The sequence below is a fragment of the Cryptobacterium curtum DSM 15641 genome (assembly GCF_000023845.1).
In the GTDB taxonomy this organism is placed as follows: Bacteria; Actinomycetota; Coriobacteriia; order Coriobacteriales; family Eggerthellaceae; genus Cryptobacterium; species Cryptobacterium curtum.
This window is the reverse complement of sequence record NC_013170.1, coordinates 645,214-659,355: the sequence shown is the minus strand read 5'-3', so window position 1 is coordinate 659,355 and position 14,142 is coordinate 645,214. Positions and strand designations below refer to the sequence as shown.

The window sequence follows — 14,142 nt, the reverse complement described above, 5'->3', positions numbered from 1 at the left end:
CACCTTCCCTGCTGGCTGGACGGAACTATTCTAGAGAAAACACGATTGGATAGAGAGGCTGATCACCTCGATGCGCATCAACTTCCAGATCGTCATAGGTCGACTCAATGGATTCAACAAGCGCGTTAAATGCATCATCGGTCATTTCGTCACCCGCAAGAATAGTGAGCGTGTCATACTCGTCGGCTTCAAGATGCTCAAGCAATGCCTCAACCGCATCGTCTACCGTCTGCGCAACTGCCTCGATGGAGCCATCAGCAATACCGATAACATCGCCTGCCTTAATGGGGTTACCGTGAGCATCCTTGGCGTCTTTGATAGCAGTTGTTACTTCGCCCGTTCGAACGTCGGCAAGCGCATCAGTCATCACACGAACGTTTTCTTCAAGACCGCCGGTTGGGTTGCAGGCAATAAGCGCAGAAAATGCTTGGGGTACACTTGTTGTCGGTACCACTTCACACGGGATATTGGAAACCTCAGCACAACTTTGAGCTGCCATGATAATGTTCTTGTTGTTCGGCAAAACAATAACCGCATCGGCATTGACAGAATTTACTGCATCAAGCAAATCCTTCGTTGAAGGATTCATCGTCTGCCCACCGGATACGACGTAATCAACACCAAGCGACTCAAGAATTCGCGCGTTGCCTGCGCCAGCTGCCACCGCGACAAAGCCAAGCGGTTTGTGTTCGCGTTGCTGCTCTTCGGCAAGTTTCGCCGTGCGATCAGCTGCTTGAAGCTGCATATTATGAATAAAGACCTCAAAAATTTGACCACGTTCAAGGAAGTAGGCAAGAACTTGGTCAGGATGATTCGAATGAACGTGAACCTTGAACTTCGGGTTGTCCCCTACGCACAGTTCACAGTCGCCCATCGTGGCAAGAAAGTCCAGCGCTTCATTTTTATCGAGCGTATCTGAATCAACAAGAAATTCGTTGCAATACCGATAGGCAGAGCCTTCCCAGTCGTTAATCTGCTCGATAGCTACCTTCGGTTCAGCCGATCGCGCAATGGCAAGTTCGTCACCAAGAGGAGCTTCCCGCCCTGTTAGGGCGGCAACAAAGCTGTCTATCAAGATGGCAAGGCCAAATCCACCTGCATCGACAACGTTGTTTTCCTTCAGCACTGCGAGTAGGTCGGGTGTGCGCTGTACCGATGCGTATGCTTCGCTCACAATAAAGGAAAGTGCCTCTTCAAGCGGCATTTTCTTCTTGTTGGCACGATGTGCAGCAGCAGCGGTATCCTTCAAAACCGTGAGAATGGTACCTTCAACTGGCTTGCGAACAGCCTGAAACGCCGTGGTAGATGCGGTATCAAACGCATGATCAATCGAGGGCACGTCAAACGCTTCGCATTCGGCGGCCCCTTCGCAGAGGCCACGCAGTATTTGCGAAGTAATAACACCCGAATTACCACGCGCGCCCATAAGCGCACCGGTAGTGATTGCACGCCGTATATCAGCCCCCGAGGCGCCAATGGGAAGAGCGGCCAGATTATCGACAACCATCTTCACCGTAAGCGACATGTTTGTTCCCGTATCGCCATCGGGCACGGGAAAGACATTGAGGCGATTAACCTCATCTTTGCGCTCGCCCAACGCCTTACTCGCAGCTGCTATGGCATTGAGAATGTCGTTGGTCGTATAGGTTTCTGCCATGTTGTTGTTCTCTCCTTGCGAAACGGTGCTGCTTAAACCGACAGGCACCGCATTTAAACGTTGCCTATTTACGCACCTTGACACCCTGGACATGCACGTCCACACCCGCAAGAGGCACTTGAGCATAGTTGGTAAGGGCAAACGTCACCGCTTCAATAAGGTTTTGTGAAACCGTGTTGATGTTTGTGCCGTATTCAATAACGACATACAGATCTACATGCACGCCTGCTTGGCTCGTATCAACCACGACACCACGGCGCAGACGGCTCGCGGGCAGGATTTTGGCAATACCATCAGCTGCTGTTGGCGCAGCCATGCCCACTACGCCATAGCACGAGAGCGCTGCGTTACCTACCAAGTCAGCTAAAACGTCATTGGCGACATGCAGATCGCCGGTAATCGATTCCGCCATGCGATCATCCTTTCATGATGCGCGCGTTATTGTTACATCCTATAAGTTCGATTGCCCAGTATAGCGCATGGACACCCTCCTCTTGCCCTTTGACCTGTTATCACGTGGTTCTCCACAAGCCATTTGCGAAGGAACCGTGAATGCGCTGTCACACAATAGGAAAATGATTTGGCCACCAAAGCGCTTCCATGGTATATTTCGTAAGCTGTTTTTGAAACGCTTAGTGCCTTATAAAGGCAAGCTGAAATCATATCGTCTGGAGTGATTCGAATGTCCAAGGTTTGTGAAGTATGTGGCAAGACCCCCGTCGCTGGGCGAAATGTGAGCCATTCACATCGCGTGACTAATCGTATGTTCCACCCGAATGTTCAGCGCGTCACCATCAAAGATGACAAGGGTCGCGTTCGCAAGGCTAACGTCTGCACGAAATGCCTGAAAGCTGGAAAGGTTGAGCGCGCATAAGGACTAAGCGCTTTGAAACTTTGCTGTTAAGCGTCGAAGTCTTACCGTAAAGAACTTTTATCGTTCACGTAAAACCGCCCTACCGGGCGGTTTTTTCATGCTTGGATCAAATCAAACAAGAGGTGGTCTCCGGACGATTTCTTGGACACATCAGGCCGCATATGAGGTAAAGGACAAAATATGCGCCCAATAAAGGGGTGTTGATGTAGGTCGATATCCTTTTTCATACCTACGCAAACTGCAAGATAAAGAACAAATTACTTGAGCCAATTGCCGATGCTGAAGAGCCCTTTTATGTCGTCGTAGGTTTCCTTGAGTTCACGCGCTGCAGCAACCCCTTCGCGAGCAATATCGTTGAGATTATCAGTTGTCTCCTGAACGTTATCGTAGGAAAGTGGATTATCCTCGCCTGCAGATTTTGCAGAGCTGTCTCCGCCCCTCTCTTCCCCTTCTTCTAACTCTTCTTCGTCCTGCTCATATTCCTCTTCATATTCTTCAACGACTTCATAGTCCTCGAGATCGTCGTCGGATACCTCGATTTCATTGCCGTCTTCATCGACATAGACGTAGACAACCTCTTGCTCGGTATCTTCATGTGTGGCAGACATAGCGTCTCCTATCGTGTCTCAGTATCTCTCAGGATCCTGCCAGCTGACACGTCATATTCACAGCAACAGCAGTTAATAGCGACTTCGCTCTTTAAGTGTTCTCTCAACTTCGCGTGCGGCATCCCGTCGACGCAAATCCTGACGCTTGTCATAAAGCTTCTTACCACGGCATACCGCAAGCTCAACTTTAACCAAACCATTCTTTGCAAAGTACATCTTCAGCGGGATAAGAGCTCGACCACGTTCGCGCGTCTGCTCTTGCAGCGTCCGTATTTCGTTACGATGCAAGAGGAGTTTACGATTGCGATCAGGGTCGCGATTCGCAAGGTTGCCGTGACTGTACGGTGCGATATGAAGATTCATCAACCACACTTCTCCGCGCCGCACCAACGCAAAGCAATCGGTGAGCTGAGCATTGTTTTCGCGCAGGGAACAGACCTCGGTGCCTGCAAGCTGAATGCCGCACTCGTACGTCGAAAGCACTTCATATTCATGACGCGCCGATCGGTTCCGCGCGATAAGTTTTTCTTCGCGCGCCATCGTTTACATCCCCGGCACAAACGAAACGTCAGCATCTAAATCGCGAATGAACCGCGCAAGAAGCTTAATACAGCCATCCACATCGGACAGATTGATGACTTCCGTCGGGGTATGCATATAGCGCAGTGGCAACGACACCAATCCGCATGCTTTACCTCCACGTTGAATCTGCATTTCCCCTGCATCGGTGCCGGTTACACCCGGTTCAGCTTCTATCTGATAATCAATTCCTTCAGCCTGCGCTGCTGCGACAAGACGATTAAAGACAACAGGATTGATATTCGGACCCCGCGCAATAACCGGTCCACCGCCACAGACAATGTTGCCGTGTTTTGCCTTATCAATACCGGGATAATCAGTGGCATGCGTTACATCGAAAGCCAGGCACACATCGGCATCCACGCTGTAAGCGCTCGTGAGTCCACCGCGCAAACCGATTTCTTCCTGTACGGTAGCAGCAAGAATGAAATCAGCCGCTGCACGTGGACCGCGTGCCAGTTCGCACGCTACGCCAATCCCAATAAAAACGCCTGCTTTATCGTCAAAGGCACGCGACACGGCCATACCATCGCCGAAGCGCTCAAAGCCAACTCCGTACGTTACGGTATCGCCTATCTGTACGCGCTGTTTAACCATATCAGCCGGCATACCAAGATCAATAACAAGCTTTTCGAAAGGAGCCACCTGCTTGCGTTCATCGGCAGGTACCAAATGAATTGGTTGGCGGCCAACAACTCCGCGCAGGGCTCCTTCGTCAGTGTGCACATCCACCCGCAATCCAGGAAGCAGACCAGCGTCAACACCACCAACCGGTTTTACACTGAGAAAACCCTCGTCAGAAATGTAATTGACCATAAGGCCAATCTCATCCATGTGAGCAGCAATTAAAACCGAAGGAACACGGGGTGCTGCTTCATCTGATGCTGTTGCCGCGGTGACTTCATCTGATGCTGTTGCCGCAGCGGTCTCATTCGTCACGCCTGCTGTCTCGGCCTCATTCGTCACGCCTGCCGCTTCTTCACCAGAAGCTCCGCCATCTGTCTGTGCAGATAATGCTGCGTCGTTGGGAACACCTGTCCCCCGCACGCGTGCATGCACCGAGCCCATGACATCGGTATCGATTTCATCAGCGACATCGGCTAAGCGCTCTCGAACAAGACTTGCAACCAGGTGCTCGCATCCCGTTACCGAAGGTGTTGCTACCATAGTTTCGAGGAATGAAAGCTGCTCTTCGTTCATTGCATCTTCCTTTTCTTCCTGTGGTTCTTTGTTATCTATTGATTACACCTGCCCTGATGGCTTTCGCAATCTCGTAATCATCGCGCCATTATAGCAGCGAAAAGCCGCACGTAGTGAAGCGCATGCCTCTATTCGCGCACAAGCGACTGAGCAGTCTCGACTGCAAGATTTTTCTGGGTGTCAACCGAATCATCATCTCCAGGCTGTACCTGCACATCAGGTGCAATCCCAACTTTGTCGATCGTGTAGCCTAAGGGAGTCAAATAATAAGCTGAGGTATAGCGCAGTGCACCACCAAACGACAGTTCTTTAACAGACTGGACCGACCCCTTGCCCATGCTCTGCACGCCAATAAGCGTTGCACGTTTATTGTCCTGCAGAGCACCAGCAAGCACCTCAGCCGTACCAGCAGTATTTCTGTTCACCAGCAGGACTAGTGGCGCATCAGTAGCTGTATTGCCAGTAACTGTTCGGTTCGTTTGAGCACTCTTGGTATTAATCTGAACAGCAATACCGCTTTTCACAAAAAGCGATGCCAAATCAACCGCTTGCGTGAGATAGCCGCCGGGATTATCGCGAATATCAAACACATACGACTGCGCACCTGAGTCCGCCAGGTCGGTGATAGCATCAAGTACCAAAGAATCAGAATTTTGCGTAATCTGAGTAAGCTTGATGTACCCCACTGAATCAATCAATTCGGTGGTGACATTCGGTTCGTCATAGCGAGTGCACGACAAGGTAACCGTATATTCAGATCCGCCATCAGCATCAGGACTAGATGGGCGGCGAAAAGTAATAACAACCGAAGAGCCCGCTTCGCGCGTTACCGCTTTCGTTGCTTCGGCTGCGGTCCACACACCATCGGTTCCTCTATCGCCGTCAATCGATACGACGTAGTCGCCTTCTTGCACACCGACTGACTCTGCTTCTGACCCGTTAAATACGTCAACGGCAAATGCCTTGCCTTTGCGTTCTGAAAAGAGGATGCCAACCCCTGCATAATTTGCCGAAACGTCCTTAAGATACGTTGCGTAATGAGTGGCATCGTAATAATGCACGAACGAATCATTCGTTGAGGACGTTAATGCGTTTAAAACATTGCTGGTTGTCGCATCGAGATCGTAAGAATCGACGCTTTCCTTATTTAAGATGCCCTGTATTTCGGCAACTCGTGCTGAAAGGGAATCATACGTATTACCAGATACCGTCATACCGGGGTTGAGGTCACCTGAACCAGACGTATTACGCATACCCAAACGATCAAGCACCGCGTCGTTACCGCGCAGGATAAACCCACCCACAAAGGCAAGAACAATGCACAGCAGGCTGACCATGAATTTGATCAGCCTGAGATTGTGTTTTTCACTATATGATGCGCTATCGCGCGTTTTGCGCAACATCGGCTTTAAGCCCCCTTTGTAAGCTGCGCTACGCCTTCAGTATTACACCTTCAAGTAACGACGCATAGCCAACGTGGAGCCAAGCAGACCAATGAGCAGACCGCTTACCAGAAGAGTCAAATAAATCATAAGGAAGGAAGATTCCGGAACGCTCACCGGCAGCCACGGTAGTGCGCTCTGCATCTGCGGCATTGCTACGCGATGCAGTACTTCCATCACGAGCATGGCAAAGCCAGCACCGATAATCGCGTGGAGCGCACCCTCCATCAAAAATGGCCCACGAATGAAGTTATTCGAAGCACCTACCAGACGCATGATGGCAATCTCTTTGCGGCGCGCAAGAATCGATAGACGAATCGTATTGTTGATAAATACGAAGGCGATAAAGATCAGCAGCGCGACTAGGGCCATACCCACATAGCGTATGTAATTGGTTACCGTGAAAAGCTTTTCGACCGTCTTCTGACCATATTTCAGCGAATCAGACGGATCGTCGGCATTGTCGGCAATCTTCTTAAACGTGGCATTCGATTCGATCTGGCTTGCCACCGTTTCAACCTGTTGTGCTTCAGAAAGTTCAACATCGATCGAAGCAGGAAGCGGATTTTGACCATCAAGCTGTTCGACAATTTCGGGGTTACCGGTCATCGAATTCTTGAAGTTCTCAAGTGCTTGATCCTTTGTGGTAAAGCCAACTTTTGCAACCCCATCAAGGCCACGAATATAGCTTTCAACTGCATCGATATCTTCTTGAGAAGCATCGTCAGAAATATAGGCTGTCACCGACACCTTATCTTCGACGGATTTAACAATGTTATCGACGATAAATCCGCCAATAAGGAAAATTCCAATAATCAGTAGCGAAAGAAAGATCGTAACGATCGAACCCAACGCTGTTGAAAGGTTACGCGCGAAACCCTTAAGAGATTCGCTAAAGAAGTAGGCGAAACTAGACATCGAAGCCGTACACCCCCCTATCCTGGTCGCGGGTGAGACGGCCTTTTTCCAATGCAATAACACGACGACGCATGTTATCAACCATTTCACGGTCATGCGTGGCAACGAGCACGGTCGTGCCCGTACGGTTAATGCGTTCAAGCAAATCCATAATGCCGCGCGATGTCTGAGGATCAAGGTTACCCGTTGGTTCGTCACACACCAAAAGCGGTGGACGGTTCACAATAGCGCGAGCAATACTCACCCGCTGCTGCTCGCCACCAGAAAGTTGATCGGGACGTTTGTCGAGTTTGTCCTGCAGACCCACCAAGCGCAGTACTTCAGGTACCTGCGTGCGAATAACATGGCGAGACTTACCGATAACTTCCAATGCAAAGGCGACATTTTCAAATACCGTCTTATTGGGAAGCAGCTTAAAGTCCTGAAATACTGTGCCAATATTGCGACGCAGGTAGGGCACACGCCAGTTACGCATGGTTGCAAGATCCTCGTCGGCGATGTAGATATGTCCTTCAGTGGGCCTGACTTCGCGAATGATCATGCGGGTAAGTGTGGTCTTACCCGAGCCAGAATGGCCGACGAGAAAGACAAATTCACCAGCAAAAACCTGCAGCGAAATGTCATAGAGAGCGGGCTTGTTTGGTTGCGCGGGGTACACCTTCGTCACGTGGTCAAATGTGATAACCGGCGTGCCGCTTGGTTGCGGTGTTGCATCAAGGTCGAGATCGGGAAGCGTTGAAGACAGCTGAGCTGTCACCTGCTTCGCTTGATTCTGTCGCTCGCCCGCAGAGTGAGCTGCATGAGCAGCAGCCCCTTGGATGTCAGCGTTCGTCACAGAATACTCCGTTCATATCGTTGCTTATGTAAAGCTTGACTGATTTTATCAGAGGGTTTTACGAGCAACGACGCTTTCCACAGCTTCAACAATGGCAGCCGCATCTAAGCCGAAATAGCTCATCAACTCTTCAAAAGAACCCGATTTGCCAAATCGGTCGCGCATGGCAACAAAACGGCATGGAACGGGATATTCCTCAGCAAGCAATTCAGCTACTGCAGAACTCAGACCACCATGTACCGAATGCTCTTCGGCAACGACAACGCATCCTGTTTTACGTGCGCTGGCAATAATAGTCTGTTCATCGAGGGGTTTTACGCTAAAGGCATCGATGACCTCAGCGGTAATACCCCCCCTTTCAAGAATGTCAGCAGCCGCAAGTGCTTCACGAATTTCAACACCGCACGCAATAATGGTGACATCTGTGCCTTCTCGCAAGACGTAGGCGCGCCCACATTCAAGTTCAACCTCGTCGGCATATACAGCGGGAACCGCTGCGCGGCCCATGCGTACATACACAGGGCCTGGCGTGGTAGCTGCCAGTTTGAGAGCAGCACGGGCAGATGCATAGTCAGCAGGCACCAAAACCGTCATATTCGGCAAGGCACGCATAAGGGCGATATCTTCAAGCATCTGGTGACTGCCACCATCTGGGCCAACCGAAATACCGGCATGCGTGGGGCAAACTTTGACGTTGAGGCGCGAATAGCAAACCGTGTTACGAATTTGATCGTAGGCACGCCCCGTACCAAACACAGCAAAACTGCCAGTAAAAGCGACATTGCCAGTCAACGATAGTCCGGCGGCGACATCAATCATATTCTGTTCAGCGATGCCCACATTGAAAAAGCGTCCCGCACCCTCGGCAGACTCAGCAAACTTTTTTAGGGTAGTCGATCCTGAAAGATCGGCATCAACCGCCACAACAGGCACGCCAGCGCTTGCCAATTCAACTAGTGTTGGACCGAAAGCAGCGCGGGTAGCTTTCTTGAGAGCAGCCTGTTCGGATGTTGCAAACTGTACCATGGGACTACTCCTTTGTACGGGCGAGATCTGAAAGGGCACGGGTAAGTTCTTCCGCATTGGGTGCCTTACCATGCCAGCCAGCCTGGCCTTCCATAAATGACACGCCCTTCCCCTTGATAGTGTGGGCAATTACTGCCTGAGGGTGATTAGATGGCGATGACTTCAAAGACATCAAAAGATCCCTAACCGCCTTGACATCGTTGCCATCCACTTCGGAAACATCCCAACCAAAAGCATGAAACTTATCAGAAAGAGTGCCGGTCTGTACGACGTCGTTTACTGCCCCATCGATCTGTAGACCATTCGCATCAACAATGGCAACAAGTGATCCCAGGTGTTCATGAGCGGCAAACATCGCTGCTTCCCAAACCTGACCTTCTTCGCATTCACCATCGCCTAACAGGCAAAATACGTGTACATTGCTGCCATTAAGACGCAGGCCACACGCCATACCAGCTGCGATAGAAAGCCCTTGACCCAGCGAACCTGTTGACACTTCAACGCCCGGTAACAAGCTGCAATCAGGGTGACCCTGCAAGCGCGTGCCGAGTTTGCGCAGTGTCATAAGTTCTTCGCGAGGAAAATAACCTGCATGCGCCAGTGCAGTATACAAAGCAGGGGCAGCATGACCCTTCGCTAAGATAAACCGATCGCGAGAAGGATCATCAGGGTGCTCAGGGTCATGAGTAAGCACCCCCCCGAAATACAGTGCTGCCAAGATGTCGATACAGGAAAGAGATCCACCTGGATGCCCACTTCCTGCCTCTGCAATCATCTTGACAATGTCTACCCGCATATCGTCTGCGATAGCACACAGTCCTTGTGGATCCATGGTGTTCCTTCCCGGAAAGTTTCAGATGAAGACCTCGTAACTGAAGCCTGCGGTACGTATTGTGCCATGTCGGATGATGGTGATCTATACCGATTTGCCCGCCCTCACGGCATACCAATAAACCGACTGAAAATTCTTGTTAAGCCCCTCGTGATGCATTCCATCGATGATATCCAATAACAAACTGATCAAGATCTCCGCCTAAAACAGCATCGACATTGCCCGTTTCGATGCCGCTGCGTAAGTCCTTCACCATTTGATAGGGATACAGCACATAATTGCGAATTTGACTGCCAAAACTATTCTCGCGCTTCTCGCCGCGCAGAGCTTCAATTTCTTCCTGACGTTTGCGTTCTTCAAGTTCAAACAAGCGAGCGCGCAAGATACGAAACGCCGCTTCTTTGTTCTGAAGCTGCGACTTTTGATTCTGGCAGGTCACAACGGTGCCAGTAGGAATATGAGTGAGACGTACGGCCGAATCGGTGGTATTGACACATTGACCACCTGGTCCACTCGCCCGGTACACGTCAACGCGCACATCAGCTGGATTGAGATTGACCTCGATATCATCAGGCAACACGGGCATCACTTCGACACTCGCAAAGGTGGTGTGACGACGCTTTTTATCGTCGGTAGGCGAAATACGCACCAGCCGGTGAACGCCGATTTCACTGCGTAGCATGCCATAGGCAAAACGACCTTCGATCTGAAATGACGCATGTTCTATACCGATAACCTCCCCTAAGGGCGCATCGAGAACACGTACCTTCCAGCCACGATTTTCGGCATATTTGGTATACATATGAAACAGCATGTCGCACCAGTCTTGAGCTTCAAGACCGCCTGACCCTGGATTGATCGTAACGATGCAATCCCCTTCGTCAAAGCGATTGCCAAACCATGATTCAATCTCGAAATCATCAAGAAGACGCGATAGCTCATCGGCAGCTTTTTGTGCCTCAGTAGCAAAATCAGGATCATCCTGTGCAAGATCGAGTGCACACCGCCAGTCATCAAGCAACGTATGAGCATGTTCATACGTATCAAGCAGCGTACGAATATCGCTTGCTTCCTTTGACACCGCCTGCGCACGGTCGATATCATCCCAAAACCCAGGTTGAGCCGTCTGCTGATCAAGCTCAGCCAAGCGCTGTTTTCGCGCATCGATATGAAGAAAACTGTGCGCTTCGGTAAGGCGTTCAGCCGCCTTGTTTACCTCAACAGAATCCGCCATGGGACCCTATACCTTTCACCCGATCGACAAGTAACACATCTATACCCCTTAAGCTAAGTGCCTGAAAGGGGTTAGACGTTTTGTCAATTGCGGGCAGTGAGGTTAGCGCCATGGCATTTCTTAAATTTCTTACCACTTCCGCAGGGACAGGGGTCGTTACGCCCCACATTGGCGTAGGGGTCGGTCTTATCCTTCACGTATGTTTGCGGTTTTACCACTTCACGTGGTACATTCGGCACAGCCGCAGGAGCACCATGGGCAGCACGACTTGCCGCCGCCACGCGTTGCGCAGTTGACAGAGAGCTGTCATTGAGTGTTCCTTCGGGAGACGAATAGCTCATCGAGCGCTCGGTGGGATCCGCTTCCTGGTTCTGGGGCACTTCTTCTCGTGTAGCAATCTGCAAACGCAAAACGGTGCGCAAAAACGTTTCATACATGCCTGAGGTCATCTCACCAAACGCACGGTGCGCTTCGTTTTTGTATTCTACCAGTGGATCGCGCTGACCAAATGCACGCAGCCCAATACCTGTTTTGAGATAATCCATATTGGAAAGATGATCCATCCAGCGCGTATCAATGATGCGCAGCATGATCTGTGACTCAAGACTCTTCATGATCTCGTCGCCCAAAATCTCACGCTTTTCGTCGAATGCACTCACCAGTTCTTCGGTAACTGCTTCAATAAGCGCTTCAGGATCATCTTCGTGATCGATATTTTCAGCTGAGAACGAATTACGCCCGTCCATCTGAGAAACCCACAGATCGACCGCGCGCATATCCCAGTCGTCCGATGGCGAACGGTCGGGACAGTTTTCTTCCACGACCGTACGAGCAGCCTCTTCAGCGATTTCAGGGATACGCTCAGTTAAGTCTTTACCATCAAGAATGGCATTGCGCTCTTCATAGATGGCTTTGCGCTGCAGATTCATAACATCGTCGTATTCAAGAACATTTTTACGGGCACCAAAGTTGATTGTTTCAACCTGGCGCTGCGCACTTTCGATGGCTTTCGAAACCATACCTGCCTGAATAGGCATATCTTCAGGCATATCAGTGCGCTCCATCATGGACGCCACCCGATCCATGCGATCGCCCCCGAACAGGCGCATGAGATCATCTTCCAACGACAAATAGAATTGTGTTGATCCCGGATCGCCCTGACGGCCGGCACGACCACGCAACTGATTGTCGATACGACGGCTTTCATGACGCTCGGTGCCAATAACGCACAGTCCACCAGCAGCTAAAACGCGCTCATGTTCATCGGTGGTAATAGCACGGGCCTCAGCTAACGCTTGGGCGCGATCCGCTTCAGAAGGAGCTACGGGTTCCGTTTCTTCTTCTGCTTCAACATCGGGTTTGAAATCAGGATCGATATCGGGGTCAAAGCCGCGTGCACGCAGTAGATCGTCTGCCATCACTTCGGCATTACCACCCAGTAGGATGTCGGTACCACGACCGGCCATGTTTGTTGCGATAGTTACCGCACCGACACGCCCAGCCTGTGCGATGATATGCGCTTCGCGCTCGTGGTTTTTAGCGTTGAGCGTTTCGTGGGCAATACCGCGCTTATCAAGTAAACGTGAAAGCTTCTCGGAATTCTCAATGGAAACCGTACCGATGAGGCAGGGTTGACCCGCTTCATTGCGGCGTTCAATGTCGTCGGCAACCGCATTAAACTTTGCATCAATTGTACGGTAAATAAGATCGTTTTCGTCTTTACGCGCAACCGGGCGATTCGGTGGAATAGCCATAACCGGGAGCTTGTAGATCTCACGGAATTCAGCATCTTCAGTCATGGCTGTACCGGTCATGCCTGACAGCTTTTCATACAGACGGAAGTAATTTTGCAGGGTAATGGTCGCAAGCGTCTGATTCTCTTCTTTAATGGCGACGCCTTCTTTAGCCTCGATGGCCTGATGAAGACCCTCTGACCAGCGACGGCCTTCCATAATACGACCCGTAAATTCATCAACGATTTTTACTTCACCATCTGCCACCACGTAATCTTTATCGCGATGGAAAAGGAATTGAGCTTTTAATGCCTGCTGAAGATGGTTAGGCATCTGCCCTGAGGGATCGTTGTAGAGATCTTCAATACCCAAGCGGTTTTCAATCTTGACAAGACCTGTTTCAGTTGCGGTAATCGTGCGCTTTGCTTCGTCCATTTCGAAGTCGATGTCGCGCTTGAGACCTGGCATTACGCGGGCAAAACGACGGTAGGTATCAGCAGCTTGGGTGCCTGCCCCCGATATAATCAACGGGGTACGCGCTTCATCAATGAGGATTGAGTCAACCTCGTCGACCACAGCAAAGTGATGACCGCGCTGTACGCGACGATCGGCACGCGTAACCATGTTGTCACGCAGATAATCAAAACCAAACTCGCTGTTCGTACCATATGTGATATCAGCCTGATAGGCAGGAATCTTCTGCGACGGCTGCATACCATTTTGAATAAGGCCTACCTTCATACCGAGGAAACGGTACACACGCCCCATCCATTCACTGTCGCGTCGTGCTAGGTAGTCGTTGACCGTCACGATATGAACGTTGTTACCGCCGAGCGCATTGAGATAACCGGCAAGTGTCGAGACAAGCGTCTTACCTTCACCGGTTTTCATTTCGGCAATCTGTCCGGCATTAAGCGCCATACCACCGATAAGCTGCACATCAAAATGACGCAGCCCCAGCGTACGCTTTGACGCTTCGCGCACACAAGCAAACGCCTCAGGCAGGATAGCATCCAGGTCTTCACCTGCCTGAACGCGTCCACGTAGCTGCCCCGTTAACGCACGGAGCTCATCGTCGCTGCGCTTTTCCATAGCGGGTTCAAGGCCATTAATAACCTCAACAATGCCGTGATACTTTTTAAGCTGACGACCCTCACCAACAGTAAGAATCTTCGAAAGAAAACCCATGCGGTCACAGGCCTTT

Annotated in this window: 13 protein-coding genes; 1 reads left to right on the top strand and 12 read right to left on the bottom strand. The window is 50.7% G+C overall.

Annotation, left to right across the window (positions count from 1 at the left end; genetic code table 11):
• Window positions 1–25: 25 nt before the first annotated feature.
• Both CCUR_RS02765 and CCUR_RS02760 read right to left on the bottom strand, forming a co-directional pair.
• Window positions 26–1,657: a DAK2 domain-containing protein gene (locus CCUR_RS02765; protein WP_012802965.1), complete on the bottom strand. Its 1,632-nt coding sequence runs from the start codon at window positions 1,655–1,657 to the stop codon at window positions 26–28.
• Between the two features lie 64 nt (window positions 1,658–1,721).
• Entirely contained in the window at window positions 1,722–2,069 is a 348-nt protein-coding gene (locus tag CCUR_RS02760; protein ID WP_012802964.1) for an Asp23/Gls24 family envelope stress response protein, read from the bottom strand.
• Between the two features lie 270 nt (window positions 2,070–2,339).
• Here CCUR_RS02760 and rpmB point away from each other — a divergent pair, with 270 nt between their 5' ends.
• Window positions 2,340–2,531: a 50S ribosomal protein L28 gene (rpmB, locus tag CCUR_RS02755; protein ID WP_012802963.1), complete on the top strand. Its 192-nt coding sequence runs from the start codon at window positions 2,340–2,342 to the stop codon at window positions 2,529–2,531.
• Window positions 2,532–2,788: 257 nt separating this feature from the next.
• Here rpmB and CCUR_RS02750 read toward each other — a convergent pair whose 3' ends face one another.
• From CCUR_RS02750 to secA, 10 genes are all read right to left on the bottom strand, one after another.
• On the bottom strand, window positions 2,789–3,139 hold the full coding sequence (locus CCUR_RS02750; RefSeq protein ID WP_012802962.1) for a hypothetical protein: 351 nt from the start codon (window positions 3,137–3,139) through the stop codon (window positions 2,789–2,791).
• Between the two features lie 72 nt (window positions 3,140–3,211).
• Window positions 3,212–3,679, bottom strand: a complete 468-nt coding sequence (gene smpB / locus CCUR_RS02745) for an SsrA-binding protein SmpB (protein ID WP_012802961.1) — start codon at window positions 3,677–3,679, stop codon at window positions 3,212–3,214.
• A 3-nt stretch (window positions 3,680–3,682) separates the two neighbouring features.
• Complete coding sequence (locus CCUR_RS02740; protein WP_012802960.1) at window positions 3,683–4,918, bottom strand: M20/M25/M40 family metallo-hydrolase; 1,236 nt, start codon at window positions 4,916–4,918, stop codon at window positions 3,683–3,685.
• A gap of 128 nt (window positions 4,919–5,046) precedes the next feature.
• Window positions 5,047–6,321: a S41 family peptidase gene (locus tag CCUR_RS02735; RefSeq protein ID WP_012802959.1), complete on the bottom strand. Its 1,275-nt coding sequence runs from the start codon at window positions 6,319–6,321 to the stop codon at window positions 5,047–5,049.
• 42 nt (window positions 6,322–6,363) lie between these two features.
• Window positions 6,364–7,278, bottom strand: a complete 915-nt coding sequence (gene ftsX, locus CCUR_RS02730) for a permease-like cell division protein FtsX (RefSeq protein ID WP_012802958.1) — start codon at window positions 7,276–7,278, stop codon at window positions 6,364–6,366.
• Window positions 7,271–8,113, bottom strand: coding sequence for a cell division ATP-binding protein FtsE (ftsE, locus tag CCUR_RS02725; protein ID WP_012802957.1), 843 nt, complete (start codon window positions 8,111–8,113; stop codon window positions 7,271–7,273). The genes ftsX and ftsE overlap by 8 nt, the downstream gene beginning before the upstream one ends.
• Before the next feature lie 48 nt (window positions 8,114–8,161).
• The gene (locus CCUR_RS02720; RefSeq protein WP_012802956.1) at window positions 8,162–9,139 is read right to left on the bottom strand and encodes a transketolase family protein; all 978 of its coding nucleotides are present in this window, start codon (window positions 9,137–9,139) and stop codon (window positions 8,162–8,164) included.
• 4 nt (window positions 9,140–9,143) lie between these two features.
• Window positions 9,144–9,971 carry a transketolase gene (locus CCUR_RS02715; RefSeq protein WP_012802955.1) on the bottom strand — a complete coding sequence of 276 codons (828 nt, stop codon included), beginning with the start codon at window positions 9,969–9,971 and terminating at the stop codon, window positions 9,144–9,146.
• Between the two features lie 139 nt (window positions 9,972–10,110).
• Window positions 10,111–11,205 carry a peptide chain release factor 2 gene (gene prfB / locus CCUR_RS02710; RefSeq protein ID WP_012802954.1) on the bottom strand — a complete coding sequence of 365 codons (1,095 nt, stop codon included), beginning with the start codon at window positions 11,203–11,205 and terminating at the stop codon, window positions 10,111–10,113.
• 83 nt (window positions 11,206–11,288) lie between these two features.
• Window positions 11,289–14,126 carry a preprotein translocase subunit SecA gene (gene secA / locus CCUR_RS02705; RefSeq protein ID WP_012802953.1) on the bottom strand — a complete coding sequence of 946 codons (2,838 nt, stop codon included), beginning with the start codon at window positions 14,124–14,126 and terminating at the stop codon, window positions 11,289–11,291.
• Between the last annotated feature and the right edge of the window lie 16 nt (window positions 14,127–14,142).

Coding starts and splice junctions, on each gene's coding strand:
- CCUR_RS02765 (WP_012802965.1), bottom strand. CDS start 1,657: ATGGCAGAAACCTATACGACCAACGACATTCTCAATGCCATAGCAGCT.
- CCUR_RS02760 (WP_012802964.1), bottom strand. CDS start 2,069: ATGGCGGAATCGATTACCGGCGATCTGCATGTCGCCAATGACGTTTTA.
- rpmB (WP_012802963.1), top strand. CDS start 2,340: ATGTCCAAGGTTTGTGAAGTATGTGGCAAGACCCCCGTCGCTGGGCGA.
- CCUR_RS02750 (WP_012802962.1), bottom strand. CDS start 3,139: ATGTCTGCCACACATGAAGATACCGAGCAAGAGGTTGTCTACGTCTAT.
- smpB (WP_012802961.1), bottom strand. CDS start 3,679: ATGGCGCGCGAAGAAAAACTTATCGCGCGGAACCGATCGGCGCGTCAT.
- CCUR_RS02740 (WP_012802960.1), bottom strand. CDS start 4,918: ATGAACGAAGAGCAGCTTTCATTCCTCGAAACTATGGTAGCAACACCT.
- CCUR_RS02735 (WP_012802959.1), bottom strand. CDS start 6,321: ATGTTGCGCAAAACGCGCGATAGCGCATCATATAGTGAAAAACACAAT.
- ftsX (WP_012802958.1), bottom strand. CDS start 7,278: ATGTCTAGTTTCGCCTACTTCTTTAGCGAATCTCTTAAGGGTTTCGCG.
- CCUR_RS02720 (WP_012802956.1), bottom strand. CDS start 9,139: ATGGTACAGTTTGCAACATCCGAACAGGCTGCTCTCAAGAAAGCTACC.
- CCUR_RS02715 (WP_012802955.1), bottom strand. CDS start 9,971: ATGGATCCACAAGGACTGTGTGCTATCGCAGACGATATGCGGGTAGAC.
- prfB (WP_012802954.1), bottom strand. CDS start 11,205: ATGGCGGATTCTGTTGAGGTAAACAAGGCGGCTGAACGCCTTACCGAA.
- secA (WP_012802953.1), bottom strand. CDS start 14,126: ATGGGTTTTCTTTCGAAGATTCTTACTGTTGGTGAGGGTCGTCAGCTT.